28 protein-coding genes and 1 pseudogene are annotated in these 21,590 nt (G+C 59.9%); 15 read left to right on the top strand and 14 right to left on the bottom strand.

Annotated elements, in window-relative coordinates:
- Nucleotides 1-70 precede the first annotated feature (70 nt).
- Both GGD50_RS16275 and GGD50_RS16270 read right to left on the bottom strand, forming a co-directional pair.
- Nucleotides 71-469 carry a DUF488 domain-containing protein gene (locus GGD50_RS16275; protein WP_246451238.1) on the bottom strand — a complete coding sequence of 133 codons (399 nt, stop codon included), beginning with the start codon at nt 467-469 and terminating at the stop codon, nt 71-73.
- Nucleotides 470-953: 484 nt separating this feature from the next.
- Nucleotides 954-1,436 carry an Lrp/AsnC family transcriptional regulator gene (locus GGD50_RS16270; protein WP_183938389.1) on the bottom strand — a complete coding sequence of 161 codons (483 nt, stop codon included), beginning with the start codon at nt 1,434-1,436 and terminating at the stop codon, nt 954-956.
- A 176-nt stretch (nt 1,437-1,612) separates the two neighbouring features.
- Here GGD50_RS16270 and GGD50_RS16265 point away from each other — a divergent pair, with 176 nt between their 5' ends.
- From GGD50_RS16265 to GGD50_RS16240, 6 genes are all read left to right on the top strand, one after another.
- Nucleotides 1,613-2,392 (top strand): ABC transporter ATP-binding protein, encoded by a 780-nt coding sequence (locus tag GGD50_RS16265; RefSeq protein WP_183938388.1) that lies wholly within the window; start codon nt 1,613-1,615, stop codon nt 2,390-2,392.
- A gap of 44 nt (nt 2,393-2,436) precedes the next feature.
- Complete coding sequence (locus tag GGD50_RS16260) at nt 2,437-3,210, top strand: transporter substrate-binding domain-containing protein (protein ID WP_183938387.1); 774 nt, start codon at nt 2,437-2,439, stop codon at nt 3,208-3,210.
- Nucleotides 3,211-3,222: 12 nt separating this feature from the next.
- Nucleotides 3,223-3,948, top strand: coding sequence for an ABC transporter permease (locus GGD50_RS16255; RefSeq protein ID WP_183938386.1), 726 nt, complete (start codon nt 3,223-3,225; stop codon nt 3,946-3,948).
- Nucleotides 3,949-3,960: 12 nt separating this feature from the next.
- Entirely contained in the window at nt 3,961-4,650 is a 690-nt protein-coding gene (locus GGD50_RS16250; protein ID WP_183938385.1) for an ABC transporter permease, read from the top strand.
- Between the two features lie 159 nt (nt 4,651-4,809).
- Entirely contained in the window at nt 4,810-5,718 is a 909-nt protein-coding gene (locus GGD50_RS16245; protein WP_183938384.1) for a homocysteine S-methyltransferase family protein, read from the top strand.
- 60 nt (nt 5,719-5,778) lie between these two features.
- Nucleotides 5,779-6,048 (top strand): hypothetical protein, encoded by a 270-nt coding sequence (locus tag GGD50_RS16240; protein ID WP_183938383.1) that lies wholly within the window; start codon nt 5,779-5,781, stop codon nt 6,046-6,048.
- A gap of 646 nt (nt 6,049-6,694) precedes the next feature.
- Here the strand turns inward: GGD50_RS16240 and GGD50_RS16235 are convergent.
- Complete coding sequence (locus GGD50_RS16235; RefSeq protein WP_246451236.1) at nt 6,695-6,856, bottom strand: hypothetical protein; 162 nt, start codon at nt 6,854-6,856, stop codon at nt 6,695-6,697.
- A gap of 545 nt (nt 6,857-7,401) precedes the next feature.
- Here GGD50_RS16235 and GGD50_RS16230 point away from each other — a divergent pair.
- The 6 genes and pseudogenes from GGD50_RS16230 (at nt 7,402) to GGD50_RS16205 (ending at nt 10,357) form a co-directional block, all read left to right on the top strand.
- A complete protein-coding gene (locus GGD50_RS16230) occupies nt 7,402-7,797 on the top strand; it encodes a transposase (protein WP_183938382.1) in 396 nt (131 codons plus the stop codon).
- A 30-nt stretch (nt 7,798-7,827) separates the two neighbouring features.
- On the top strand, nt 7,828-8,409 hold the full coding sequence (locus GGD50_RS16225; protein WP_183938381.1) for a flagellar biosynthesis protein FlhF: 582 nt from the start codon (nt 7,828-7,830) through the stop codon (nt 8,407-8,409).
- Between the two features lie 203 nt (nt 8,410-8,612).
- Nucleotides 8,613-8,888, top strand: a complete 276-nt coding sequence (locus tag GGD50_RS16220; RefSeq protein WP_183938380.1) for a hypothetical protein — start codon at nt 8,613-8,615, stop codon at nt 8,886-8,888.
- Nucleotides 8,889-8,967: 79 nt separating this feature from the next.
- A pseudogene (locus tag GGD50_RS16215) lies at nt 8,968-9,093 on the top strand (DUF932 domain-containing protein); the annotation flags it as partial.
- Nucleotides 9,094-9,673: 580 nt separating this feature from the next.
- A complete protein-coding gene (locus GGD50_RS16210) occupies nt 9,674-10,012 on the top strand; it encodes a type II toxin-antitoxin system RelE/ParE family toxin (RefSeq protein WP_343069944.1) in 339 nt (112 codons plus the stop codon).
- 18 nt (nt 10,013-10,030) lie between these two features.
- Nucleotides 10,031-10,357, top strand: a complete 327-nt coding sequence (locus GGD50_RS16205; RefSeq protein ID WP_183938379.1) for a helix-turn-helix domain-containing protein — start codon at nt 10,031-10,033, stop codon at nt 10,355-10,357.
- 80 nt (nt 10,358-10,437) lie between these two features.
- Here the strand turns inward: GGD50_RS16205 and GGD50_RS16200 are convergent, their stop codons facing one another.
- From GGD50_RS16200 to GGD50_RS16175, 7 genes are all read right to left on the bottom strand, one after another.
- Nucleotides 10,438-11,580 carry a site-specific integrase gene (locus GGD50_RS16200; protein ID WP_183938378.1) on the bottom strand — a complete coding sequence of 381 codons (1,143 nt, stop codon included), beginning with the start codon at nt 11,578-11,580 and terminating at the stop codon, nt 10,438-10,440.
- Nucleotides 11,570-11,704, bottom strand: coding sequence for a hypothetical protein (locus GGD50_RS33230; protein WP_281397173.1), 135 nt, complete (start codon nt 11,702-11,704; stop codon nt 11,570-11,572). Before GGD50_RS33230 ends, GGD50_RS16200 begins: the two co-directional genes overlap by 11 nt.
- Complete coding sequence (locus GGD50_RS16195; RefSeq protein ID WP_343069943.1) at nt 11,694-12,137, bottom strand: type II toxin-antitoxin system VapC family toxin; 444 nt, start codon at nt 12,135-12,137, stop codon at nt 11,694-11,696. The genes GGD50_RS33230 and GGD50_RS16195 overlap by 11 nt, the downstream gene beginning before the upstream one ends.
- Nucleotides 12,113-12,352, bottom strand: coding sequence for a type II toxin-antitoxin system Phd/YefM family antitoxin (locus GGD50_RS16190; RefSeq protein WP_183938377.1), 240 nt, complete (start codon nt 12,350-12,352; stop codon nt 12,113-12,115). Before GGD50_RS16190 ends, GGD50_RS16195 begins: the two co-directional genes overlap by 25 nt.
- 372 nt (nt 12,353-12,724) lie before the next feature.
- Nucleotides 12,725-13,795, bottom strand: coding sequence for a site-specific integrase (locus GGD50_RS16185; protein WP_183938376.1), 1,071 nt, complete (start codon nt 13,793-13,795; stop codon nt 12,725-12,727).
- Nucleotides 13,792-14,178, bottom strand: a complete 387-nt coding sequence (locus GGD50_RS16180) for a type II toxin-antitoxin system VapC family toxin (RefSeq protein WP_007538498.1) — start codon at nt 14,176-14,178, stop codon at nt 13,792-13,794. Before GGD50_RS16180 ends, GGD50_RS16185 begins: the two co-directional genes overlap by 4 nt.
- Nucleotides 14,178-14,432 (bottom strand): type II toxin-antitoxin system VapB family antitoxin, encoded by a 255-nt coding sequence (locus GGD50_RS16175; protein ID WP_183938375.1) that lies wholly within the window; start codon nt 14,430-14,432, stop codon nt 14,178-14,180. Before GGD50_RS16175 ends, GGD50_RS16180 begins: the two co-directional genes overlap by 1 nt.
- A gap of 262 nt (nt 14,433-14,694) precedes the next feature.
- Here GGD50_RS16175 and GGD50_RS16170 point away from each other — a divergent pair, with 262 nt between their 5' ends.
- Together GGD50_RS16170 and scpB are read left to right on the top strand one after the other, a co-directional pair.
- Nucleotides 14,695-15,648, top strand: coding sequence for a DUF1403 family protein (locus GGD50_RS16170; protein ID WP_183938374.1), 954 nt, complete (start codon nt 14,695-14,697; stop codon nt 15,646-15,648).
- A 10-nt stretch (nt 15,649-15,658) separates the two neighbouring features.
- Entirely contained in the window at nt 15,659-16,345 is a 687-nt protein-coding gene (scpB, locus tag GGD50_RS16165) for an SMC-Scp complex subunit ScpB (protein ID WP_183938373.1), read from the top strand.
- A 73-nt stretch (nt 16,346-16,418) separates the two neighbouring features.
- Here scpB and GGD50_RS16160 read toward each other — a convergent pair whose 3' ends face one another.
- The 3 genes from GGD50_RS16160 to GGD50_RS16150 form a co-directional block, all read right to left on the bottom strand.
- Nucleotides 16,419-17,612, bottom strand: coding sequence for an MFS transporter (locus tag GGD50_RS16160; protein ID WP_183938372.1), 1,194 nt, complete (start codon nt 17,610-17,612; stop codon nt 16,419-16,421).
- A gap of 166 nt (nt 17,613-17,778) precedes the next feature.
- Nucleotides 17,779-19,152 (bottom strand): NAD-dependent succinate-semialdehyde dehydrogenase, encoded by a 1,374-nt coding sequence (locus GGD50_RS16155; protein ID WP_183938371.1) that lies wholly within the window; start codon nt 19,150-19,152, stop codon nt 17,779-17,781.
- A gap of 434 nt (nt 19,153-19,586) precedes the next feature.
- Nucleotides 19,587-20,414 carry an MBL fold metallo-hydrolase gene (locus GGD50_RS16150; protein ID WP_246451232.1) on the bottom strand — a complete coding sequence of 276 codons (828 nt, stop codon included), beginning with the start codon at nt 20,412-20,414 and terminating at the stop codon, nt 19,587-19,589.
- 297 nt (nt 20,415-20,711) lie between these two features.
- Between GGD50_RS16150 and GGD50_RS16145 the strand changes: the two genes are divergently transcribed.
- Nucleotides 20,712-21,344: a TetR/AcrR family transcriptional regulator gene (locus GGD50_RS16145; protein ID WP_343069941.1), complete on the top strand. Its 633-nt coding sequence runs from the start codon at nt 20,712-20,714 to the stop codon at nt 21,342-21,344.
- A 33-nt stretch (nt 21,345-21,377) separates the two neighbouring features.
- Here the strand turns inward: GGD50_RS16145 and GGD50_RS32765 are convergent, their stop codons facing one another.
- Nucleotides 21,378-21,590, bottom strand: a complete 213-nt coding sequence (locus GGD50_RS32765; RefSeq protein ID WP_246451230.1) for a hypothetical protein — start codon at nt 21,588-21,590, stop codon at nt 21,378-21,380.

Raw genomic sequence — 21,590 nt, 5'->3', positions numbered from 1 at the left:
GTCTCCAATATTATGCTGAGTCGCGACTCGTCTCCGACTCGATCGCCAGGTGTCATTCCCTCTTTCCGGTTCAAATTTCGCTGGCTAACGAGCCACGATCCTCCAGCCCCTTCAGAAACTCCAAAAGCACGACCGCGTGGTTGTGATCCGGATCCTTGGCGCCATACACCAATGTCACCGGTTCATCGTTGAAATGGAGCAGTGCCTGCACCGCCGGGTTAGACGCCAATTCTTGCCGGTATTTTTCTCGAAAGTCTGTGAACCGTTCCGGCCTGTGCCCAAACCACTTCCTGAGCTCCCGCGATGGAGCCACGTCCTTGATCCAGTCGGTCAGTTTCGCATCTTTCTTGGAAAGGCCGCGCGGCCACAACCGATCGACAAGCACCCTTCGACCATCTTCGTTCGAGGGTTCGTCGTATACCCGTTTCAGCTTTAGAAGCGCATGAGCCATTCCGAAAGCCACCGCCATTTCAGAGCGTATCCCTGATTACATAGGCTGCGACCATTCGCGCGGCAATCGCCATCGAATTCTATATATCCGCGTTTTCTGCCATCGGCTGTAAGTCCAGGTCTGCGAGTAGGATTATTGCTTCCAGTGAAGTTCGATCTCTCGAATGCGGTCTCCCGGCCCCAAAAAGAAGGAAAGGTCAGCTTCCCGCTGGCGAGAAGCTGACGGTGATGGCGAAATTTGCTTGTGGAGACTATCGCAGGAGAAGCTCGCATTCGCCTTAACGTGCCATTAGGCGTGGGGTAGTGGCGGCAGAATCGCTTCCGGGCGATCCCGCTTGGTGACGAGGGTCCAGATTTCGTCCGCAATGTCATCTAGCAGGCTGGGTGGTCGAGAATTTGAGCGAAATTGAAGCTCATAGCGAGTCCCACGATAGGCTGATGTCGACGATCTAAAGGCGGTTAGAACCGCCCAGCCGAAGAGCCAGTGATTAGCCGACTAAACTCTACTGACTGCGATCGTCCTCCGTCAGCGGCACAAACATGCCGAGTTTAACATCGCGCAACACGACGTTGGTGTGCATGCGGCGGATCTGCGGATTTTCCGCCATGATCAAAGCTGCGATGTCGTCATAGTGCTCGACGTCGCAGGCGGTGACGATGGCAATCAGGTCCACCGCCCCGGTCACGTAATAGACCTGCTGAATGTGATCCTGTTTTTCCGCCCAAATGCGGAACTTCGCCAAGGCGTCGTAATTGTCGCGCTCGATTTCCATTCCGACGATGAACACCATCGGCGTGCCGGTCGCCTTTCGGTCGATGATGGCGACTTCCGCCTTGATAAGCCCGTCTTCGCGGAGACGTTTCAGCCGCCGCTGCACGGCCGAGGTCGAAAGCCCGACCTTTTCGGCGATGGTTTCCGCTGTGAGCTGGCAATCGCGCTGGACGATGTCGAGGATATCGCGATCGAAACGATCCAGTCTTTCCATATCTGTTCCTTCGGTCCTTCTGGTGGCTAATTTGCCCTCTGAGATAGGCATTGCGTCATATTTGATGCGTTAGAAACGAATTTCTGCATAATTTACCCAAAATGATCAGAATTTGCGCGCAAAAACAGCGTGTCTTAGCGATATTCTCCGCAAATTGCTTTTCACTGGAACCACGCATGACAGAACCGTCCCTCCAAGCACTTCAGGTGGATAATCTCCACAAGAGCTTTGGCCAGCATGAAGTCCTTAAAGGTGTTTCGGCGAAAGCCAGCAAGGGCGATGTCATTTCGATCATTGGTTCCTCGGGCTCCGGCAAGAGCACCTTTCTTCGCTGCATCAACCTACTGGAAATACCGGATCGTGGACGCATCGTTGTGAATGGCGAGGAAATCGCCTGGAAACCTAGTCGCGGCGGACAGATGCAGCCGAAGAGCTGGCGGCAGATCGAGAGGCTGCGCAGCGGTCTTGGCATGGTCTTCCAAAGCTTCAATCTCTGGGCACATCGGACCGTGCTTGAAAACGTCATTGAAGCCCCGGTGCATGTCTTGGGCGTTCCGCGCCGCGAGGCTGTCGAGAAGGCGGAAGCTCTGCTCAACAAGGTCGGCCTCTACGAAAAGCGCCATGCTTTCCCCGCCTTCCTCTCCGGAGGCCAGCAACAGCGAGCCGCAATTGCCCGTGCGCTTTGCGTCGATCCCGCCGTGATGCTCTTCGATGAACCAACCTCGGCGCTGGACCCGGAATTGGTCGGGGAAGTGCTTAAGGTCATCCGCGACCTCGCCGAGGAGGGCCGAACCATGCTGCTGGTCACGCATGAGATGCGCTTTGCCCGCGATGTCTCCAGCCACGTTCTTTTCCTGCATCAGGGGCGGATCGAGGAGGAGGGGCCGCCGAAACAGATCTTCGATACTCCCCTCAGCGCCCGGTGCCGGGAATTCACCGGAATGCTCGTCCACTGATCCACACCGCCATCACAAACAACCTCATCTGGAGACTTCTGCCAATGAAACTGCTGCCCATCCTTCTTGCCGGCGCCACGCTTGTCGTTTCCACTATCACTGCGCAGGCCGAGGTTCGTTTCGGCATCATGAACGAATCTTATCCGCCCTTCTTCGCCAAAGACGCTTCGGGCAAGTGGCAGGGCTGGGAAATCGATCTGATGGACGCCGTTTGCGAGCAGATGAAGGAGAAATGCTCGATCGTAGAGCTCTCCTGGGATGGCCTCATTCCGGCCCTTCAGAGCAAGAAGTTCGACGTGATCTGGTCGTCGATGTCCAATACCGCAGAGCGATCCAAGGTCATCGACTTTACCGACAAATATTACAACACACCCAGCACACTGATCGGCCCGAAGGATGGAAAGCCCGGTGCGACTGCCGATGACGTGAAAGGCAAGACCATCGGCATTCAGGTGTCCACCATCCAGTCGGATTATTACAAGAAGTATTTTGCCAACGTCGCAGAGCAGAAGACCTACCAAACCCTCGACGAGGCGTTTCAGGATCTGGCAGCCGGTCGCATCGACTATGTCTTCGGCGATTCTCTTGCTCTTGATGCCTTCCTGAAAAGCGATGGCGGCAAGGATTGCTGCGCCAAGATGGGCGATGTGGCTGACGACAAGGAAATCCTTGGAGCCGGCGTTTCCGGTGGTTTGCGCAAGGAAGACACAGAGCTGAAGGCGAAGCTCAACGCGGCGATTGCGGCAGTCCGCGCCAGCGGCAAGTACGACGAAATCACCAAGAAGTATTTCGACTTCGACATCTATGGCGCGAAATAAGCCAACCGAACGATGGTGGCCACCCAGCAAACCATTTTGGAGCTGCTTTCCCCCTATCCGCCAGGATGGGGGGGCGTGCTGTTGTCGGGTGCCGCCTCCACGATTGCCATTTCCGCCGGTGCTTTTCTGATCGGCCTGGTGCTCGGCACTGCAGGCGCTCTCGGCAAGCTTTCCGGCAACAGGCCGTTTTGCCTGATACTTGATCTCTACACGACAGCGATCCGCGCCATTCCGGAGCTCATTCTGATCGTCGGTCTCTATTATGCCGGAACGGATGGGCTCAACCGGCTTCTGGCCGCCGTCAATCTGCCCACATTCGAGATGAACGGCTTCGCGGTCGCAGTCGCAGTGCTCGGCTTCGTGCAGGGTGCCTACATGACGGAAGTGCTGCGAGGCGCGATCCTCGCCATCCCTGTCGGTCAGATCGAGGCGGCAAAGGCGTTCGGCATGAGCCCCACGCTACGTTTTCGCCGTGTCGTGCTTCCCGCATTGCTGCCGAACGCCCTGCCGGGCCTTGCCAATCTGTGGATGTCGATCACCAAAGACAGCGCGCTGGTTGCCGTCGTCGGCTACCAGGAGCTGGCGCTCGCCACACGCCTGGCCGGGGCGAGCACGAAGCATTATTTCATCTTCTTTCTCGCCTCTGCCCTTCTTTACCTCGCGCTCACCCTCGCCTCCAACGTCGTCTTCAACCTGATCGAACGCCGGCTGCGGCGCGGTCAGCCGAAGCTCGCCTGAGGAGCGCACGACATGACCTTTTCATGGATCGTCTCCTATTGGCCGCTTCTATTGGCCGGCGCGGGGCAAACGATATCGCTGCTGGTAATCTCGGTCGTCTTCGGCTTCATCCTCGCAATCGGCCTTGCCTTCGCGCAGGTCAGCGGTGGTCCAGTTGTGCGATATGCCGCTCGCGCCTACTGCACTTTCTTCCGCGGCACGCCCCTGCTCATCCAGCTTTGGCTTCTCTATTACGGCGTCGGATCGCTGCTGCCGATGATCCCGGGCATCCGTCAGAACCTGTTCTGGCCGATCCTGCGTGAGGGCTTCTTCTTCGCGGCTGTGAGCTTCACGCTGAACTATGCGGCCTATGAGGCGGAGGTGCTCCGCGGTGCCTTGCTTGCCGTTCCGAAGGGCGAGCTGGAGGCCGGCCGCGCATTCGGCATGCGTCCCTTCACGCTGACGCGGCGCATCTGGCTGCCACGCGCCATTCGTATTGCGCTGCCGACAATCGGTGGCGAGATCGTCATGCAGCTCAAGGCGACACCGCTGGCCTTTACCGTCACGGTCATGGATCTCTACGCCGTCGCCAGCAAGGTGCGTCAGGACACGCTGCTCGTCTATGAGCCGCTGATCGTCGTCACGGTCTTCTATCTCATTCTAACGGCCATCATCGCCCGAACCTTCCGCCGCCTGGAGGCGCAGGTGCCGGTGCGACGCTGACGCCACAATGCAAAAGGAAGGCCATGCCCTCACGGCTGCTTGAAGGCTTCTGCCGAACTCGCAGAGACCGACCGTCCGATCTGGAACCGCCGGCCGTCGATACAGGAATCGTGCGGCCAGACTTTGATACCCGCCTAATCCATTCTGGGAGATCCGTTTATGAGCAAACTCCGCATTCTTGACGGCGGCATGAGCCGCGAACTCATGCGCCTCGGCGCCGAACTGAAGCAGCCGGAATGGTCGGCGCTGGCGCTGATCAATTCGCCCGACATCGTCCGAAAGGTGCATGAGGAATTCATCGCCGCCGGCTCGGAAGTCGTCACGACGAACAGCTACGCACTCGTGCCTTTCCATATCGGCGACGAGCGCTTCCGGAAGGAAGGTGCAGAGCTCATTGCGCGCTCGGGCCAACTGGCGCGTGAAGCAGCCGATGCCTGCAGCGATCGCAAGGTGCTGGTCGCCGGTTCGTTGCCGCCGATCTTCGGCTCCTATGAACCGGAGAATTTCGATCCTTCGCGCGTACAGGATTATCTCAAGGTACTGGTCGAAAATCTCAATCCCTATATCGATGTCTGGCTCGGCGAAACCCTCAGCCTGGTCGCGGAAGGAGAAGCCGTACGCACCGCGGTTGCGGCGACCGGCAAGCCGTTCTGGATCTCGTTTACGCTCGCGGATAATGCGACGCAGAGAAACGGCAGCGAACCGAAACTGCGCTCCGGCGAACGGGTCGAGGATGCGGCGATCTGGGCTGCCTCTTCGGGAGCAAGCGTGCTCCTGTTCAATTGCAGTAAGCCGGAAGTGATGCGGCCGGCGGTCGAAACCGCAGCCCGGGTGTTCAAAGGTAAAGGTGCTACGCTCGAAATCGGCGTCTATGCCAACGCCTTCGAAGGCGAGCAAGGCGATTCTGCTGCCAACGAGGGCCTGCACGACACCCGCGACGATCTGAATGACGATGTCTATTCGCGCTTCGCCTGTTCATGGGTTGAAGCAGGCGCAACGATCGTCGGTGGCTGCTGCGGCATCGGCACCGGCCATATTCACCGGCTCAGACAGGCATTGCTGGGCTGATACGCGCACGGCCTGAGGCGTCCGTCTGGGTGGATCCGAATTGGGACGAGGATGCAAAGCGTGGCGGTGCTGAACAAGCTCAACTTTCTACACGGACGCCCGGAATGGTCGCAGTTCACGCGGCAGCCTCTCGAACCAGCTTCGGAAGTGCCGGCGGCGCATGTCGAGAAAGGGGAGACCGAAGACATCGACTATGATCCGGTCGTCCTGGAGCATGCGAAAGCCGTCTTTGTTGAACCTACCTTGTTCATGCACCGGCACAGCTCTGCAATCGCGGCCACCGAGGACCGGCCGATTGCCGATCCTGTCTCGGCTGCGCGTGGCACCTGAGACGGTTGCTGACCTCAGGGGGGAGCACACGGGGGTTGTTCGGCCGCAAGGGATTGCAGTTACGAGAGCAGGCTTTGGCCTGGGTCGGGTCGCTGCGTAAGGTGATTTCCGGGGCACGTTGGGCGGCGGCATGAAGCTGCAGATCCAGGCGAGCGGTGATTTGGCAGCGGGTGTGACGGCTTCGATCTCCCGGAAGACGAAACGAACCGATTGGATCTGGAATTTTCGGCTGCGGCAAACATGGTGGCTGAGGTCGGCGGCGTTGCGATTGATGCGCGTGGCGTCGGGCAAGTGAATGATTCTAAGGCTGGTGCGGCCGCGCTCGCTGACCTCAAGGCGGCGCTTGATCCATCGGTAGCGAAACCGAGGGGAGAACAACGGGTTCGTCGTTTCAGGCTGACCAGTTGGACAAAGAGCGGCAGCTTGCCATTGGCGCAGCGAGTTCGCGTTTATCCAAACGACTCCCCGGGGTGCTGCGCCTGGAGGGAACGGGCCGTCCTTCGACGACGAACGAAGGCAGGAGCGATAGCCCTCTTCAGGAGGGCGCCGCCGAAAGCTCGAGAAAAGCCTAAGCGTCGGATCGCTAAAGATGCGAATTGCGCTTTCGAGGATCGAAGCAAAGTGGGTTTTTACTCAGCAGGAGCGACTATGTGTCGGGAAGCGAATAGCGAGTGAGAATCGCACTGTCATTTCCATCTGTCACTTCGATGACTTCGTTGACGATATCCTCCGCCCCAACCAAATCCTGCAGAATGAGGGCAAACAATTGTCGCTGCAGGAAAGGAAGCACCTGCGGGATGATGATCACGAAGGCCGCATGCAGTTCCAGACATTTGGGTTCACTTCCATCGATTTATTTTCGTGATGGGTTCGATTATTAGATGAACTGTTTTATACAGTTTTTGCCATCACCGACGAACGACGGTTGGTTGAACAGAACGCCCTTGGATATCGCCATAGCCATCCGGATGACGGAATGAGGATGGCGGCTGTTAGGCAGCTGAGGATATCCTAGATTCTTGCGGCAATATCCCGTTTCCGCCGAGCATAACGGCCGAAGTCAGTCAGGGGCTTGAGAAGCAGCGGCATACACGAGAAGAAGTTGTTTCGTGAAAAGCCGTTCGTTTCTCCGCTTTTAATTAATAGGGACGAAGCAGAGATAAATCAGAAGCTGTACAAGCGGCATTGAATTGCGTGGTACGATTTTCGACATCGAGCGCGGATCATCGATTGGCCTATTGCTTCACTTGACTTGCGATGAGTAACAGCGGACAAGGACATCCACTGCTGGAGTAAATACCCTTGGCTAACGAAGAACAGATTGTGAGCGCCGAAACGGCGAGCGCGCAAGCAATGTCTGGACCTGCGCCTTCGACGAATTCGACGAAATCTCGGCGCAAGAAGACGAGTGCTGAACCGACACCTGCTGTTGGCAAGGCCTCGCGAACGAGATCCAAACGGTACAGCGGCCAAGACAAGGTCGAGATGCTTGGTCAGATCGACGCTCAGTTAGCAAACGGTACGACGCTGAAGGATGCCGTAAAGAGCCTCGGGATTTCCGATCAGACCTATTATCAATGGAAGAAGGCAGCCAAGTCGGCAGATAAGGTCGAGGCGACGCCTGCTGGCGAAGTCGACGATCTGGCCGAATTCACAGAGCTCGAGGCGGAGAACGCTCGTCTGCGAAAGCTGCTGGCCGAGAAGTTGCGTGCCGAGAATGCGGAGCTCCGCCGGCGGCTGGGCCTTTAAGTAACTCAAAACGGTCATGCCGAGCACCGAATGAAACCTAATCGCAATTTCGTGGTCGAATACAAAACAAATCGACGGCCGCTCAAGACCCAAACCAACTCAATCTGGGGCAACACGGATCTCAAAGCGTTGGTAGAGGAGATCGAGAGCGAAACGTCCTTCCCATCTGGCGCTCCTTTGCCGTTAGAACCGCCTTCGGTGGGCTGCCCTGACATCCCGCTGGAACCGGCTCCGTCGGTACCGGTCTTTGACGACGTTGGTCCAACCGACAGCCAAGACCAAGCTAAGTCTCAGGACAAGGACACCGCGGAAGCGCCACCGGCAACCGAACCGTCGGTGCGGCCGACCGGTGACGCCGCGCCGAAATCAAAGCCTCCACGTGCTGAGGGAAACAACACTCGCCGGCCGAACGTCATCGCTGCAGCAGGTCCCACCGCTTCGATGCCCGAGACTGCCATCAACGTTGGCCTTGCCAGAGCGGATATCGTCACTCCGGCCGATCTAGCGACCCTCGAGGCCGAGAACAGACGGCTCAGAGCAATGTTGACGGAGAAACTCCGAGCTGAGAACGCCAGGCTGATCGCGATGCTGCAACGGTTTGGCATCGCCTAGCCGGGCGTTTTCCGTGGATCATCGCCGTTGGTTCGTTCTTCACGGATCGTCCCGTCGCTTTATACAAAACGGCTTGAGCCAGCGAACCTTTGTCGTGATGAGGGTGGCCTGCGGCCGTTACGGCACTCTTCGCCTCGGCTTGGGCGTGACAGACGCGAGCGAATCTGCTCCTTCCTAATCAGGATATTTTGGAAGGTGCTAATATGGATGGAGCAGAAAACGACCTGCGTTTGATCGCCGTTATGCGGCGCTACTTTGCTGTTAAGGAGGAGCTTGTCGGTTTGAAGTCCGCGCTTGAGGACAAACGAAAGCTGGCCGGAATTGCGGTCGGAGAATTTTATCACGTGCGCGCCGAAACCGAATATGCAGACGATGTCAGTCGGACCGTCACGCTAAGACGGGAGATGGAGTTTCTGATGAGCCTCGCCGAAGGCTGGTCGAGGGGAGACGTCATTCATCTCGGCGCACCCGCCGATTGATCCGGCACAAGCCAGATATTCAGAAGGCAGAATCGCTCCGGTGCAATCAGCCGCTGCCCTGGTTTGGAAGGGCTGAGCGCGGATCGTCGCCCGCAAGGACGAAGATCGCGAAACCTTCTCGCGTCGCCAAGGCTTCTCGAAAGGTGAAACTGCCAAGGCGATCGAGATGGTCTTGTCCGAAGAGGGACGACCGCCGGAATCGGTCCTATGCCGACGTCGGCCAAGACCGAATATGTGGAGTTTCTGATTGTGCCGATCACGCTGTGCTAATTGCCGTCAGGCCAATTAAATCCAACTGATTTGGTCGGCATGATAAGAGCTCGTTCGACCGAACGAGAACGTGTTATCTTTGGACATTCTCTGCTCTAAGCTACGCAAAGAGAGTTGTGTGGCACGGTCGATTTGACCGGTGAGCGGCGAAGAAGTTGAGCGTGAGATTAGGCGTATCAAGCAACGCTTGGCGGCTTTGGACGCCGAGAGGAATGAGCTTGAGCGCACCCTCTTGTCGCTTGAGCAGAAATGGCGGTCGCATGGATGTTTTCCCTGTCTGGAGGGAGAACCGAAAGACAACCAGGTCGGGATATTCTCCGGCGGCCTGTCTCCTGCGGCGCTCGAATGGCCCGGAAATCCGGGCCATGTGGCGTGTCTTTTACTGCGAGTGAACGATAAAATACGCTTGTAAAGGATCGGTTACTGACGTCTCCTGAGCAAATGCCAACAACTATTGCCTTGAGGGAAGACGTGGACTATATATCCTAAAGTATCTATATCAATCAGGATATGAAATGACGGAATGGAAGGTCGAATTTCATGACCGCTTCAAAGGCGAGATCACAGACCTTCCAGCCGATGTCCGGGTGGAGTCGCTAGCGCATTTAGTGCTGCTTCGCGAGAAGGGCTTTCGACTGGGACGACCTGAGGTCGACACCCTCGACGGCTCCAGACACGCGAACATGAAAGAACTGCGCGTTAAGGTGTTGAAGGCGCAATGGCGGTTCGCTTTCGCCTTCGATCCGGAGCGAAAGGCTGTGGTTTGCTGCGGTGGTGCGAAGAGCGGTGTGAGCCAGAAGCTCTTCTATAAATGGCTGATCGATCTGGCGGACAACGGTACGACGAGCACTTGAGCGAGTTGGAGAAGAGACATGGATGATCTCGATAAGCTAATGCAGACGCTGCCTGAGGATGAACAGCGCGCCGTTGCGAAACGTGCCGACGAGCTCGTCACGGCGCACAATCTGCGGGAATTGCGGGCACTTGCTGGGCGAACACAAGAAGACGTTTCTGCTGCGACCGGTTTCAAGCAGACTAACGTCTCAAGACTGGAGAAGCGGGCCGACATGAAGCTATCAACGCTTCGAGATTATGTCGAATCGCTCGGCGGCACGTTGAAAATCGTTGCGGATGTCGCGGGCAAGAAGGTTGATCTGTCCAGCATCGCGGAGCGCTCGCGGCACGGTTCAAAGGTCTGAGCTGCCGTCGTCACCAGAGCAGAGACTCCATAGCCTCGCCATCTTCGCCGGAAGGGCAGGTGCATGTCAGAGAGCCACAGCTACAACATTCGAGTAGCCCGCCCGCTTCTACGCGTCGCGTTGTTATAGTAGGTCGATGCCTGCTGCACCGACCGATGGCGCGACTGCTCCATTGCCTCCGGTAGGGGGATGCCGCGATTGGCAGCCTCGGTCAGATAGCCGGATCTCAACCCGTGCGCTGAAAACTCCCCAGCCTCCAGCCCCGCCATCTTCACCCGCTGCTTGACGATATCATTGACCGCCTTCGGGTCGAGCGCGCGCCGAGAAATATTGCCCCAGCGGTCGATCGCCCGAAACACACTGCCGCTATCGATCTTCGCGGCCGCCAGCCAGGCGTTCAACGCGTCGACGGGCCGGCCGGTGAGATAGACGACCTCGTCCTGGCTGGCGCCGGAATTTTTTGTGCGGCCGAGGTGAATGGAGAGCGAGGGGAGGGGGACATCATCGTCACTTTTCACTGAAGGCTCGACCGTCAGCTGCTCGTTGCGCAGGCCGGCGACTTCGCTGCGCCGGCGGCCGCCGGAGGCGAAGGCAACTATCAGGATCGCACGGTCGCGGATATCGCGCAGGCTGTCGCCACTACAGGTCGACAATAGCTTGGCCAGCACGTCGCCGGTCACCGCCTTGGCGCTCTTGCGGCGGCGTTGCCGCGGCACGGCGCGCACGGCGAGACGAATGGCGGTCTTGAGGGCAGGGGAGGCAAAGACGCCGTCGAGACCGCGCCATTTCGTCAGCGTCGACCAGTTGGCGAGCCGTCGGCGCACGGTTTCGGGCGCGTGCGGCCCGGTTGACCTGAGAAAACCGGCACTTCTCAGTGCCTGGTCGACAGCATCAGGCATGCCATGATCGGCATCGCTCTCCCGCTTCGCGGGATCCCAGAGATGATGGGCGACGAATTTTAGCAGCAGCGCCTCCGGCGGTGGCCAGGGCAGGGGGGCGGCGGTCGACGCCAGCGACCAAGCTTCGAGATAGGCGAGGTCGGAGGTCAGCGCCCTGAGCGTGTTGTCGCCCATCCCGCGGTTGACGAGGTGTTTGAGCGTTTCGACGTCCTGGTCTGTCAACAACTCGGCGAGCTTGTCGCGCCGGTCGATCGGCAGCACCGCGGCGATCGTATCGAGCGTCTCTATACGTGTCGAAACTTGTCGCTGACGGTCAGTCGCCATGGGCGGACGGGCCGAGCACCGTTACCCCTTCGTTGCGGGTAGCGGTGGCAAGTTTGGAATTGCGGGATGGCAGCGTCGCTGCCGCTAGCGGCGAACGAGGGCCGGAGGACTGACTAGTGCTCATGCTCGATCGGTCCTAACAGGGGGATCCCTTCAGCGCCGGCGGCTTCCGCCAATCGGCGGTCGAGCGTGGCGAGCGGCAGATGCTCCAGCAGGGCCAGCGCAAGATAGGCCGCGTCATAGGCACTGAGACGATACTTGCGCGACAGCCGCACCACCTCGATGTCGTCGCCCGGGCCTACGAGCTTCAACGGCAGCCCGCGGAATCGCGCCAAGGCAGAATGGACGAGGTCATCGGAAATCCGGCCACGTCGTTCGGCGCTCAACAGGATGCTGCGAATCTCGTGGCGCAGCAGATCTGGTGCCCAGGCATCCTCATCGGCCATGCGTGCCATCGCCCGTTCGGCGACCGTGTTTTCCTCGTCCGGCAGCAGCCAGGCGCCGGCGATCGAGGCATCGACGATGAAGGCCATCAGCGGCGGCCTTCCTGCTTCCACACCTGAATTTCCTCTTGCGTGACGGGCTTGGCCTGCGCGCGTAGCGCACGAACCGCCTCGATGGCGGCCAGGCGCTGACGACGCTCGTCGATGGCGACGAGGCGGGCGACCGGATCGTTGCCGCGCGCAATGACGATGTCCTCGCCGGCCTCGACACGCGCCAGCAGTTCGGACAAATGCGTTTTGGCCTCGGCGACCTTGACGGTGACGGTCATTGGTGGACTCCCAGATGATATTGGCTTGCGGCGCTTGCCATCCGCCACTGCTAGAGATTAGGTGCACGCCGGCATCTGGTCAAGGGGTTGGCTATCTCACTTCCGATAATTGATACTTATCGGAAGTGATGCGAATAACTTGCTGTCATACCAAGTATGGAACACTAACTTTAAGATAGAGTTCGTTTAGCAAATCATTTACCATGAATTCGATGGCTTACAATCTTGCAAAAATCAGCATGACAGCCCTGATTGAGCCGGCTTTTCGCGCCGGTTGTGGCTTTTAGCTAACAATTTCAATTGAGGCGGTAAGCTAAAAATCGGACACCCGATTTTGACCTAACGCTTTCACGGCAAGGCAGGGAGGGGGCCTCAAAGCCCTGAGGCTTTGGTGAGGTTGACGCGAAAGCGGTCACGCCGGCGCTGGTATTTCCGCGTCATTTCAGCACTGGCATGGCCGAGCTGCTTCTGGACATAGCGCTCGTCGACCTCCGCGGAGGATGCCAGACCGGCGCGCAGCGAGTGACCGGAGAATTTTTCGGCGCGCTCCGCTTCGCTGAGGTCGCCCCTGACGCCGGCCGCGAGCGCCGTCTTCTTGACAAGACGAGCGACCTCGCGATCGTTCAGCCGATCCGGCCCAACATCCTTACCTTCACCCGTCACCCTGCGGAAGAGAGGACCCTTGGCAATCCGCGCGAACCTGATCCAGGTCTCGACCGCGATAACCGGGCAGGTTGCATCGGACGAGCCGCGGCCGATCTCGACCTCGCGCCATCCGGTCTTGCCGCGCAGGGTGACGAGCAGGCCCTTGTCAAGGATCTCGAGCCAGCCGCGCCCGTCCTCGGTCTGGTCGCGGCCGAGATCAAGGCCAACGATCTCCGAGCGGCGCAGGCCGCCGGCAAAGCCGATCAGCAGCATGGCGCGGTTGCGCAGGCCGCGCAGGCTGCCGCGATCCAGGGTTTCGAGCATGGCGATCAGTTGCTCCGGCAGCACCGCTTCCTTCTGGCGGGGTGGGGTGGCGTGGGTGTTGCGGATACCGGCAAGAACGGTGGCAATATGGCGATCCTTTCGATCGATCGGCATGCCGCGTTGCGTGTAGTTCCAGGTGAGGGCGGACAGCCGCCGTTCGATGGTCGACACAGAGTTGGCCTTCATACCACGTTCGGCGGTGCCGGACGCACAAGCGGTGATGTAGAGGCCGACGATTTGTGGATCGGCTGGAAGGGGCGTCAGGTTCGAGTGCCGACACCAGGCGGAAAAATGCTTCCAGTCGCTGGCATAGGCGCGGCGTGTGTTGGCGGAGCTGGCCGCCTCGACATAGCCGCGCGCGCGATCGGTGAGATCTTGCAGATGACCCGGTAGGCTGGACGCCGGCTGCGGGGCAGGGGAGGGCGGAGCCTTCAGCAGCTCCGTCTCAAGAACGATTTCGCCGCTATTCTTCATGCCGCCTCGACATCTGTCTGTTTGAAGTCGTTCCCCTTGAAGAGCAGCGGCTCGCCGGTCAGCGCGGCGAGGGCATAGGAGAAGCAGTCGCCGTAATTCAGGCCAGCAGGATGGCGACCCTTGCCGTAGCGGCGCCAGGCTCGGCGGGCCTGGTCAGCATGCTCGGAGGTCACCGCAACGACCTCCAGATTGGTCTTGTGCAGCCAGAGATCGAGTTCTGCTCCGCCTGCCTCGCCGAAGCGTCCCTCGATGACCATCGCGGCTTCGACGAGCGTTGCCGCCGAAATCAGCCGGACGGGATCGTCGGCAATGCGTTCGCTGTAGTAGAGGGCATCCGGTTCATTGAAAAAGATCGCGACGATCGCTGACGTATCGATCACCATCAGTTCGGAATACCGTTTTCGTCGTAACCGATGATTTCATCCGGACTGCGATCATCGAGAACCGGCAGAGCGCTCAAGCGTCGCCGCATCGCCTCCATGTCGTCGAGGAGGGCAGCCTTCTTCGCTTGCGATCCCATACGCTTGAGGCGCTCTTCCAGCGCGCGCCGCGTCGCGATGGCGATGGTTTCGCCGGTGCGCGCAGCGAGTGCGCGCGCGAGCTTCTCCGTCTCGGGGTCTTTGATGCTCAGCGCCATTGCAGGTGTCCGGGTTCCTTGATATATATAATCTACCTAATGACCTGCGACGCAGGCGACACCTGCGGACGCGAATTCTGGCACGCTCAGCCCGGCAAGCATGCGCTAACGGGGTTGAGGACCGCGAAAACGGCCATTCCCTATATAAAACACAATACGTCCGATAAGGCAAGATTATTGGACATTATTCCCTGTCGACGAGCTGTGCGGTTTTGGCGCAAAATGCTGGCAAAAACTGCACGCCCGATCTATGCTTCCGTCCATGGATTCGCCCGTCAATGCCACCTCGACGCCCCTCCCCTGGCTGCCCCGCTTGCCGGACTGGGCGCGGCCGTGCGGTGGCGACGCCACTGAGGTCGGCGCTGCCTTCGCCGCCGGCATCGCCCTGAAATCGTTGGACGATCTCGTTCGTTTCGACCCGGCCTGGAGCGGTTGCTGGCGGTCCCGCCAAGCCTTGAAAAGCGCCGCGGCCACCGTGCGGCTGATGGGTCGCGGCGAGAGCGAAGGCGAGCTGCGCGACGCGGTTTTGCTCACCGCTCCAGGGGACGATCCCGGTCCGGCCGGACGCGTGCTTTTGGCCCACAAAAGGCTGTGCAGCCGAAAACCCAACGTTTCGACGAAAATCGTGGCGGAACTTGCCGACCTGCTCGGCCTGGCCTGGGACGATGGTTTGGCGGGCGCCGTCGATTTTGCCGATGATGCGCTGCAGTCCGGCCGGCCGGCGCCGTTCGCCGCGGCCGATCTGGTGGCCGCCATTTATGCCGCCCGCCCCGATGCCGAGCCGCTCGCCTGGGCACTGGCCGACACGCTGGTCGCTATGATGCTGCAATGGCAGCGGCCGGTGCCGCTGCTGATGGGAGAGCGGTACGGCCCGGCGTTTCGCACGATCGGCGGGCGAGGGCGGGTGCGGCCGGGCGAGCCCGGTTTTCCACGCGCCGTCTGCCTGGCATTGGCCGGCGGCGCCGGCGCGGCGCTGCGCTCGGCCGGCGAGATCAGCCGACGGGCGGAAAGCCTCCTCGCCGTCGCCTCAAAGGTCCGAACCAAGGGCGGCGAGACCGTCATTCAAAAACTGCTCGAGGAGGATGCGCTGTCGGCATCCGCGCCCGGTGCCAACCTTTCGCGCTGGGCGAGCGCCCGGCTGTTCGAACGACTGGAGGCGCTCGGGGCGGTGCGCGAGCTTTCCGGCCGGTCGTCCTTCCGGATTTACGGATTGTGAGGAGGCCGGGATGAGCGCGACGCAGCCACGCAGCAACGCCAAAAAAACTCCCCAGGACGATGTCCTGTTTGATCGGGAGCTGGAGGATTTGCCGGCAGCGCTGCGTTGGCGCGAATGGATGCCCAGGGTCGAGGCGGTGATTTTTGCTTGCGATCAGCCAGTCAGTCGCGAGACGTTGGCGCGGGTGGTGGGAAGAAACTGCAGCGTCGATTTGTTGATCGACGATCTGATTGAGGAGCTGCGGGACCGTCCCTATGAGCTGGTATCGGTCGCCGGCGGCTGGCAGCACCGCACCCGCGTGCGGTTCGGGGAGACCATCCGCGCCTCGTCGGCGCCGACGCGTTCGGCCGCCGCGGTGTTGTCGGAATTCGAGGCGATGGTGCTGATGGCGATCGGCTATTTGCAGCCGATCACGCGCGGCGACCTTTCCAAGATTTTTGGCAAGGAGGTCAGCCGCGACACGATCGCCAGTCTCCGCGACGCCGGTTTCGTCGCGTCCGGACCGCGGAGCCCGACGCCGGGCGCGCCTTACAGCTGTGTGACGACGAAGCATTTCCTCTCGGCCTTCGGGATGGAGACGTTAGGCGACCTACCGAACATCGAAGCACTGGAGAATGCGGGACTTTCCGGACGAGAGACAATCGCAGCGGAGCCATTTGACCCGGCGGATGACCTCGATGGGGAGGCCGTTGCCTAGTTTGAGCAATTGCCGTCATTGTCGAACTATTTGCTGTGATCGGTGATGGCGCCAGCGACCGCACTCCGTGTCATCAGGGAATGTTGCCCGACGGAATCGCGGCCGAACTCGTCATTGAGCCGTGCGACCGGATGATATGTCGATGCGCCAATTCGCTGGTCACCAGACCGGCTCCGATGAAGACCGCGCTGATGATGCCGAGCGTATGGTGATCAAACCAGGTGACGGCGGCTCCGCCAAGGACGCCCGATGCCGACACGGCGAGATAGATAGCCGTCTGGTTCAGACCGAGAAGCAGCGGAGCTGCGGATGGCGTGATGCCGATCAAGCGGAGCTGCTGCGGCACAAGAAGGCCCCAACCGAACAGTCCCCAAACGACGAGAGCCGGCGCGGCTGTCGTCAGTGAAGTAGATGTCCAAGGTAGCAGCGCAAAGTCCAGGAAGAGGATCGCGGCGGCCGCATTGATAATGCCGCGGCTCCCGAACCGGTCCGTCAGGCGGCCGGCAACAAGGCTGCCGGCGGTTGCCGCCACGCCGCGCAGCAGCAGCAGTGCAGCCAAGATCCCCTGATTGCCGCCGGTGACACGGTCGAAGCTCGGATCAATATAGGTATGGACGATGAACAGCCCGGTAAACACGAGCAAGATGGTCAGCAACGTCAACACCACGCGAGTGTCACGAAGCGGCGCAAGCCGGCGTGCGAGGTCGACGACCGGGGCCGACGGAGTATCTGACAGAAGCAAAGCTACGCCCGTCCAGGCCAGCGTGCCGAGGCCGGCTGCGAACCACATCGTTGCTCGCCAATCGAGAAGACCTCCAACAAAGACGCCGAGCGGCGCACCGAATGCCGTCCCGCAAGACAGGCCGGTGATGACGATGGAGAGCGCACGGCCACGTTGCTCGGGCACCGCCAGCGATGCAGCGGTGGCGCTTGCCGTTGGACTGAACATGGCCGCGGCTAAACCAGACAGCAGGCGGCTCGCCAAGACCAGCTTGATGGTCGGTGCCACGGCTGTCAGGATGTCGCCGACCACCAATACCGCGAGTCCAGCCAGCAGCAAACGCTTGCGGGGCCAGTGGGCGGCGGCGGCAGCGACAACCGGCGACAACAGCGCATAACTCAGCGCGAAGACGGTGACCATTTGCCCGGCCAGTGCAATCGATACGCCGAGTGAAACGGAAACCTGGCGCAGCAGGCCGGAAACGACAAAGCTGTCGGTGCCAATGGCGAACATGCCGCAGGCGAGAACGAGAAGACGCTTGTCCATGAGTGATTTTCCATTGGAGTGAGGATGGCGCGCTCTCGCCGATCGCTGCAGACGGTTTCGTCGGCAACCCGATTGTCTCTTTCTGGCGAAGGTAACGCGCTCGCCAGCTCTGGTATTGCCGGCGAGCGCGATGGCAGAGGAGAGGCAGGTCCGCCCGGTCGGTGGTTCAATCCTTGCGAACGACCACGAGCTTTCGGTTTGCAAACTCCTTCAGCCCGGTGTCGCCAAGTTCGCGGCCATAACCCGACCGCTTGATGCCGCCGAAAGGCAGCTCGGCGCGCGATGTCGTCGGCATGTTGATGAACACCATTCCGGTTTCGATCCGCGACGCCAGTCGGCGCGCACGTTCAACGTCGCTCGAGAAGATCGAGCCACCCAAGCCGAACGGCGAATCGTTCGCCAGCGTCACGACGGCATCGTCGTCATCGACGACGAAGATCTGGGCGACGGGGCCGAAGAACTCCTGGTCATAAGCGGGATTGCCCTTTGTGATGTCGGCAAGCACAGTGGGTTCGTAGAAGAAGCCGGTGCGATCCGCACGCTTTCCTCCAGTCAAAACCTGCGCACCGTTCCGCACGGCTTCCTCGACCTGTCGACCGAGATCCGCCAAGGCCTTTGGTGACGCCAACGGCCCAAGCACAGTCTCTTGCGCCATCGGATCACCCATCGGCGTGGTCTTCATCCCGGCAACAAACGCGTCGATGAAGTTGTCGGCAACGCCGCGCTGGACAACGAACCGCTTGGCGCCAATGCAGACTTGGCCGGCGTTGTTGAGCCGTGCAGAGACGCCGGCCCGAACCGCATTGTCGATATCGGCGTCGTCCAGTACGATAAAGGCGTCGCTACCACCCAGCTCCAGCGTGGACTTCTTGAGCATTTCCGATGCGCGTGCACCGACTTTACTGCCTGCGCCCTCCGAGCCGGTCAACGCGACGCCCTGAATGCGGACATCTCCGAGGAGTTCGGCGATCTTGGCGGGGGACACATACAGGTTGGTGACGGCGCCCTCCGGCGCACCGGCCTGCCGGACGATGTCTTCAAACAAAGCTGCGCATTGGGGCACGATGTCCGCGTGTTTGAACATGACCGGATTTCCGATGGCGATCGCCGGCGCGATCACGCGGATAAGCTGATAGATCGGAAAGTTCCAGGGTTCCACCGCGAGCAGGACGCCGATCGGGTGGAACTCGATCCAGGCCTCGCCAATCTCGCTGGTGACCGGTTTTGGCTTCAGCAGCGCCGCCGAATTCGTGGCGTAGAAGCGGGCGATCGATGCGCAAAGATCCACTTCCTTCTCGCCTTGCGCGATGGGTTTGCCCATTTCCAACGCCATGATTTGGGCCAGTCTTTCACGATTGTCGATCAGAAGTGTCGAAAGCTTCTCAAGGACCGCGAGCCGGAGGGCGATGTCGCCTTTGGACCAGCTCGAGTGATAGAGAGCATCCGCCTTGGCGAGCGCTGCCTCGACCTCGCGATCGCTATGATCTGAAAATACTTGGACCGTTTGCTCGGTGAAGGGATTGAGGGTTCTGTACGCCATGATGGCTCCTCGGGTGTTGTGGGGCCACAGGTGGTGGCAGTTCGTTGATGGAATAAGACCTGGAACGGCCTTCAGGGTACCGCCACCGTGGCGGCGCTTAGCATCGCAACCTCACGGATTGAGGATGCGTGACAAGGTCGGATGGCCTCGCCAGCGTGCGAAATTGTGCTAAACGAACAGACCATGTAGATAGCATTCCCGCCTGGCAGCTTGAGCTCATCGGCAGTGCAATGCTCTCTCTGTTCTTGCAAATCGCGCGATCCGGTTGCGCTCGGCAGGAATAGCCGCTGAATGGTTCCGGTGGGCGCTGCGCGGCTCGAGAGGAGCCCGCCCGGGCGGCGCTCTTCAGCTATTGGTGCCAATGGTGCAACAGCACAGCGCATGCGCCGGCCTTTCGAATTCATCTGAAGACCGGCGCAATCCGCAGCTGATATTTAGCTGAAGCCGAACATCAGCCACGCCTGATGACAGACCCAATCGGGGTACAGCTCAGTCATCGCGTCGTAGAGTTCGCGCTCACTGGATGTCGTCTGCTGCAGCCGGCCGAAATCGGTGAGATAGCGTTTCGTGGCCTCGATGGTCGCGGGGACATCAGGGGCGCCCGTCTTCTTGTGGCCGGCGACGACGATCTTCGGATTCAGCGCCGCCAACCGGTCGAGTGCAGCAATCCAGTTCGCGCGGCTTTCCGGCGTCGTTTCACCGACATACATGTGGCACTGGTTGTAGACGACGTCACCGGCGACGATGAGATCAATCGACGGCACGTATAGAGAGGTCGTGTCGATGGCGTCGGTTTGGCCTTGTTCGATTATGCGTAGCTCGTGACCCTCCAAGAGGAAGACTTTGTCCTCGTAGGGTTCGGCGAGCGCGATCGTGGTCGGGAGTTGACCGGGCCAGCGCTTACGGAGCGCCGGAACCGCCTGGGAATACGCGCCCATCAGCTCTACTGCCTTCGGCGTGGCGATGGCCCGAGCATCGGGGAACCGTCGCAGCAGCACACTGAGGCCGATGAAATGGTCGGGATGTCCGTGGGTGATGTAGATCGTGGTGAGATTGCGGTGATGCAGGGCGACCCAGGCGGCGAGCGCCTCGGCTTCGGCGGTTGTGGTGAGGGTGTCGACGAGAACGGCATCGTTGTCGCCGTAGATCAGCGTCGCGGTGCCCGGATCAAAAGCCGGCGGCGGCCCCAGCGGCCGGGCGCGCTCGCCGACCATTGCTTTTTCCGGTGCGGTGAAAACGTTGAAGTTCAGCGTGGATGACATGCTGATTGATCCCTTTTGGTTAGCGCTCTCCACTCGTCTGCCTGCAGCTTACGCACGGGTTGCGCTAAGCCAGGTTCCAAGCGGCTCTCAGTTGACTATTTAAAGATGACCGGTCGTCTTAGATTAGTCAAGACGGCACCGCCGATTTTTTTAGGCTCGTTGTCGCTCGGCGAGCCGCTGACTGGCCGCCGACCAAAAGCCTGGAAAACTCAACTCGTCTGCAGCGCTTGACGCGAATGTGAGTCGATCTTGACAGACGGCGTCTCCACACCGAAATAAGAGACGACCGGTCATGATATGAGGAGCGACATGGAACCGCTAAAAGCGACCACTGGGCGACGTGGACCCAAGCCCAACCCCAATACAAGGCACAACCTCATCCAGGTTGGCACACAAATGTTGCACGAGGCGGGATACGCGGCCACCGGGATCAAGGATATCGTCGACGCCGCGGACGTGCCCAAGGGTTCCTTCTACAACCACTTTGAAAGCAAGGAAGCTTTCGGCAAAGAAGTGGTCGACTTCTATTTCGATAGCGGCCTCGTCGAACTACGCGCTCTCCTTGGCGACAGCAGCATTCCGCCGCTGGAACGCTTGCGCCGCTTTTTTGATGAGAAAATCCGCAGTTATCGGACGGTCGACTATACGCGCGGCTGCTTGATGGGCAATCTCAGTCTCGAGGTGGCCGATCACAGCGCGCTGATCCGCGATCGGCTTGCCATGCATTTCCGAACATGGGGCAGTCTTTTCGAGGGCTGCATTGCCCAAGCCCAGAAAACGGGCGCGATCCGCAACTCATTGCCGGCGCCGATGCTCGCCCAGTTTCTCCTGAACAGTTGGGAGGGCGCGCTCATCCGAATGCGGGTGGAGAAGAGCGACGCTCCCCTTCAGGAATTTATGGAAGTCGTCTTCCGATCGCTTCTTGTTTGAACGCATCGCGCAACGATCCCAACGGTTTGACCATCAGGTGATGCTCAACCGGTAGCTGGGCGAAGTTTGTAGATAGGCTTTGAGCAGCTCTGTGTTGGTCGCCGGAGGCTGGCGATGGATTGCCGTAATCGGCCGCCCTATTCTTCGCGTGAGCGCGGCCGCAAGCAGCTCGACCATCCTGCCGCTACTGCTCAATGGAGGAATGGCATATCCCCTTTCGCCAAAACAGATATCCTCATCATCCAT

The organism is Martinezella paranaensis (assembly GCF_014200235.1).
In the GTDB taxonomy this organism is placed as follows: domain Bacteria; phylum Pseudomonadota; class Alphaproteobacteria; order Rhizobiales; family Rhizobiaceae; genus Rhizobium; species Rhizobium paranaense.
This window is presented reverse-complemented; position numbering and strand designations above follow the sequence as displayed.

Excerpts from the sequence above, each read along its gene's own strand:
- GGD50_RS33230 (WP_281397173.1), bottom strand. The coding sequence starts at position 11,704 with ATGAGCACTAGTCAGTCCTCCGGCCCTCGTTCGCCGCTAGCGGCAGCG.
- GGD50_RS16210 (WP_343069944.1), top strand. The coding sequence starts at position 9,674 with ATGACGGAATGGAAGGTCGAATTTCATGACCGCTTCAAAGGCGAGATC.
- GGD50_RS16270 (WP_183938389.1), bottom strand. The coding sequence starts at position 1,436 with ATGGAAAGACTGGATCGTTTCGATCGCGATATCCTCGACATCGTCCAG.
- GGD50_RS16260 (WP_183938387.1), top strand. The coding sequence starts at position 2,437 with ATGAAACTGCTGCCCATCCTTCTTGCCGGCGCCACGCTTGTCGTTTCC.
- GGD50_RS16155 (WP_183938371.1), bottom strand. The coding sequence starts at position 19,152 with ATGGCGTACAGAACCCTCAATCCCTTCACCGAGCAAACGGTCCAAGTA.
- GGD50_RS16160 (WP_183938372.1), bottom strand. The coding sequence starts at position 17,612 with ATGGACAAGCGTCTTCTCGTTCTCGCCTGCGGCATGTTCGCCATTGGC.
- GGD50_RS16220 (WP_183938380.1), top strand. The coding sequence starts at position 8,613 with ATGGATGGAGCAGAAAACGACCTGCGTTTGATCGCCGTTATGCGGCGC.
- GGD50_RS16185 (WP_183938376.1), bottom strand. The coding sequence starts at position 13,795 with ATGAAGAATAGCGGCGAAATCGTTCTTGAGACGGAGCTGCTGAAGGCT.
- GGD50_RS16170 (WP_183938374.1), top strand. The coding sequence starts at position 14,695 with ATGGATTCGCCCGTCAATGCCACCTCGACGCCCCTCCCCTGGCTGCCC.
- GGD50_RS16190 (WP_183938377.1), bottom strand. The coding sequence starts at position 12,352 with ATGACCGTCACCGTCAAGGTCGCCGAGGCCAAAACGCATTTGTCCGAA.
- GGD50_RS16255 (WP_183938386.1), top strand. The coding sequence starts at position 3,223 with ATGGTGGCCACCCAGCAAACCATTTTGGAGCTGCTTTCCCCCTATCCG.
- GGD50_RS16275 (WP_246451238.1), bottom strand. The coding sequence starts at position 469 with ATGGCGGTGGCTTTCGGAATGGCTCATGCGCTTCTAAAGCTGAAACGG.
- GGD50_RS16200 (WP_183938378.1), bottom strand. The coding sequence starts at position 11,580 with ATGGCGACTGACCGTCAGCGACAAGTTTCGACACGTATAGAGACGCTC.
- GGD50_RS16145 (WP_343069941.1), top strand. The coding sequence starts at position 20,712 with ATGAGGAGCGACATGGAACCGCTAAAAGCGACCACTGGGCGACGTGGA.
- GGD50_RS16245 (WP_183938384.1), top strand. The coding sequence starts at position 4,810 with ATGAGCAAACTCCGCATTCTTGACGGCGGCATGAGCCGCGAACTCATG.
- GGD50_RS16175 (WP_183938375.1), bottom strand. The coding sequence starts at position 14,432 with ATGGCGCTGAGCATCAAAGACCCCGAGACGGAGAAGCTCGCGCGCGCA.
- GGD50_RS16230 (WP_183938382.1), top strand. The coding sequence starts at position 7,402 with ATGTCTGGACCTGCGCCTTCGACGAATTCGACGAAATCTCGGCGCAAG.
- GGD50_RS16250 (WP_183938385.1), top strand. The coding sequence starts at position 3,961 with ATGACCTTTTCATGGATCGTCTCCTATTGGCCGCTTCTATTGGCCGGC.
- GGD50_RS16150 (WP_246451232.1), bottom strand. The coding sequence starts at position 20,414 with ATGTCATCCACGCTGAACTTCAACGTTTTCACCGCACCGGAAAAAGCA.
- GGD50_RS32765 (WP_246451230.1), bottom strand. The coding sequence starts at position 21,590 with ATGGATGATGAGGATATCTGTTTTGGCGAAAGGGGATATGCCATTCCT.
- GGD50_RS16205 (WP_183938379.1), top strand. The coding sequence starts at position 10,031 with ATGGATGATCTCGATAAGCTAATGCAGACGCTGCCTGAGGATGAACAG.
- GGD50_RS16265 (WP_183938388.1), top strand. The coding sequence starts at position 1,613 with ATGACAGAACCGTCCCTCCAAGCACTTCAGGTGGATAATCTCCACAAG.
- scpB (WP_183938373.1), top strand. The coding sequence starts at position 15,659 with ATGAGCGCGACGCAGCCACGCAGCAACGCCAAAAAAACTCCCCAGGAC.
- GGD50_RS16225 (WP_183938381.1), top strand. The coding sequence starts at position 7,828 with ATGAAACCTAATCGCAATTTCGTGGTCGAATACAAAACAAATCGACGG.
- GGD50_RS16180 (WP_007538498.1), bottom strand. The coding sequence starts at position 14,178 with ATGGTGATCGATACGTCAGCGATCGTCGCGATCTTTTTCAATGAACCG.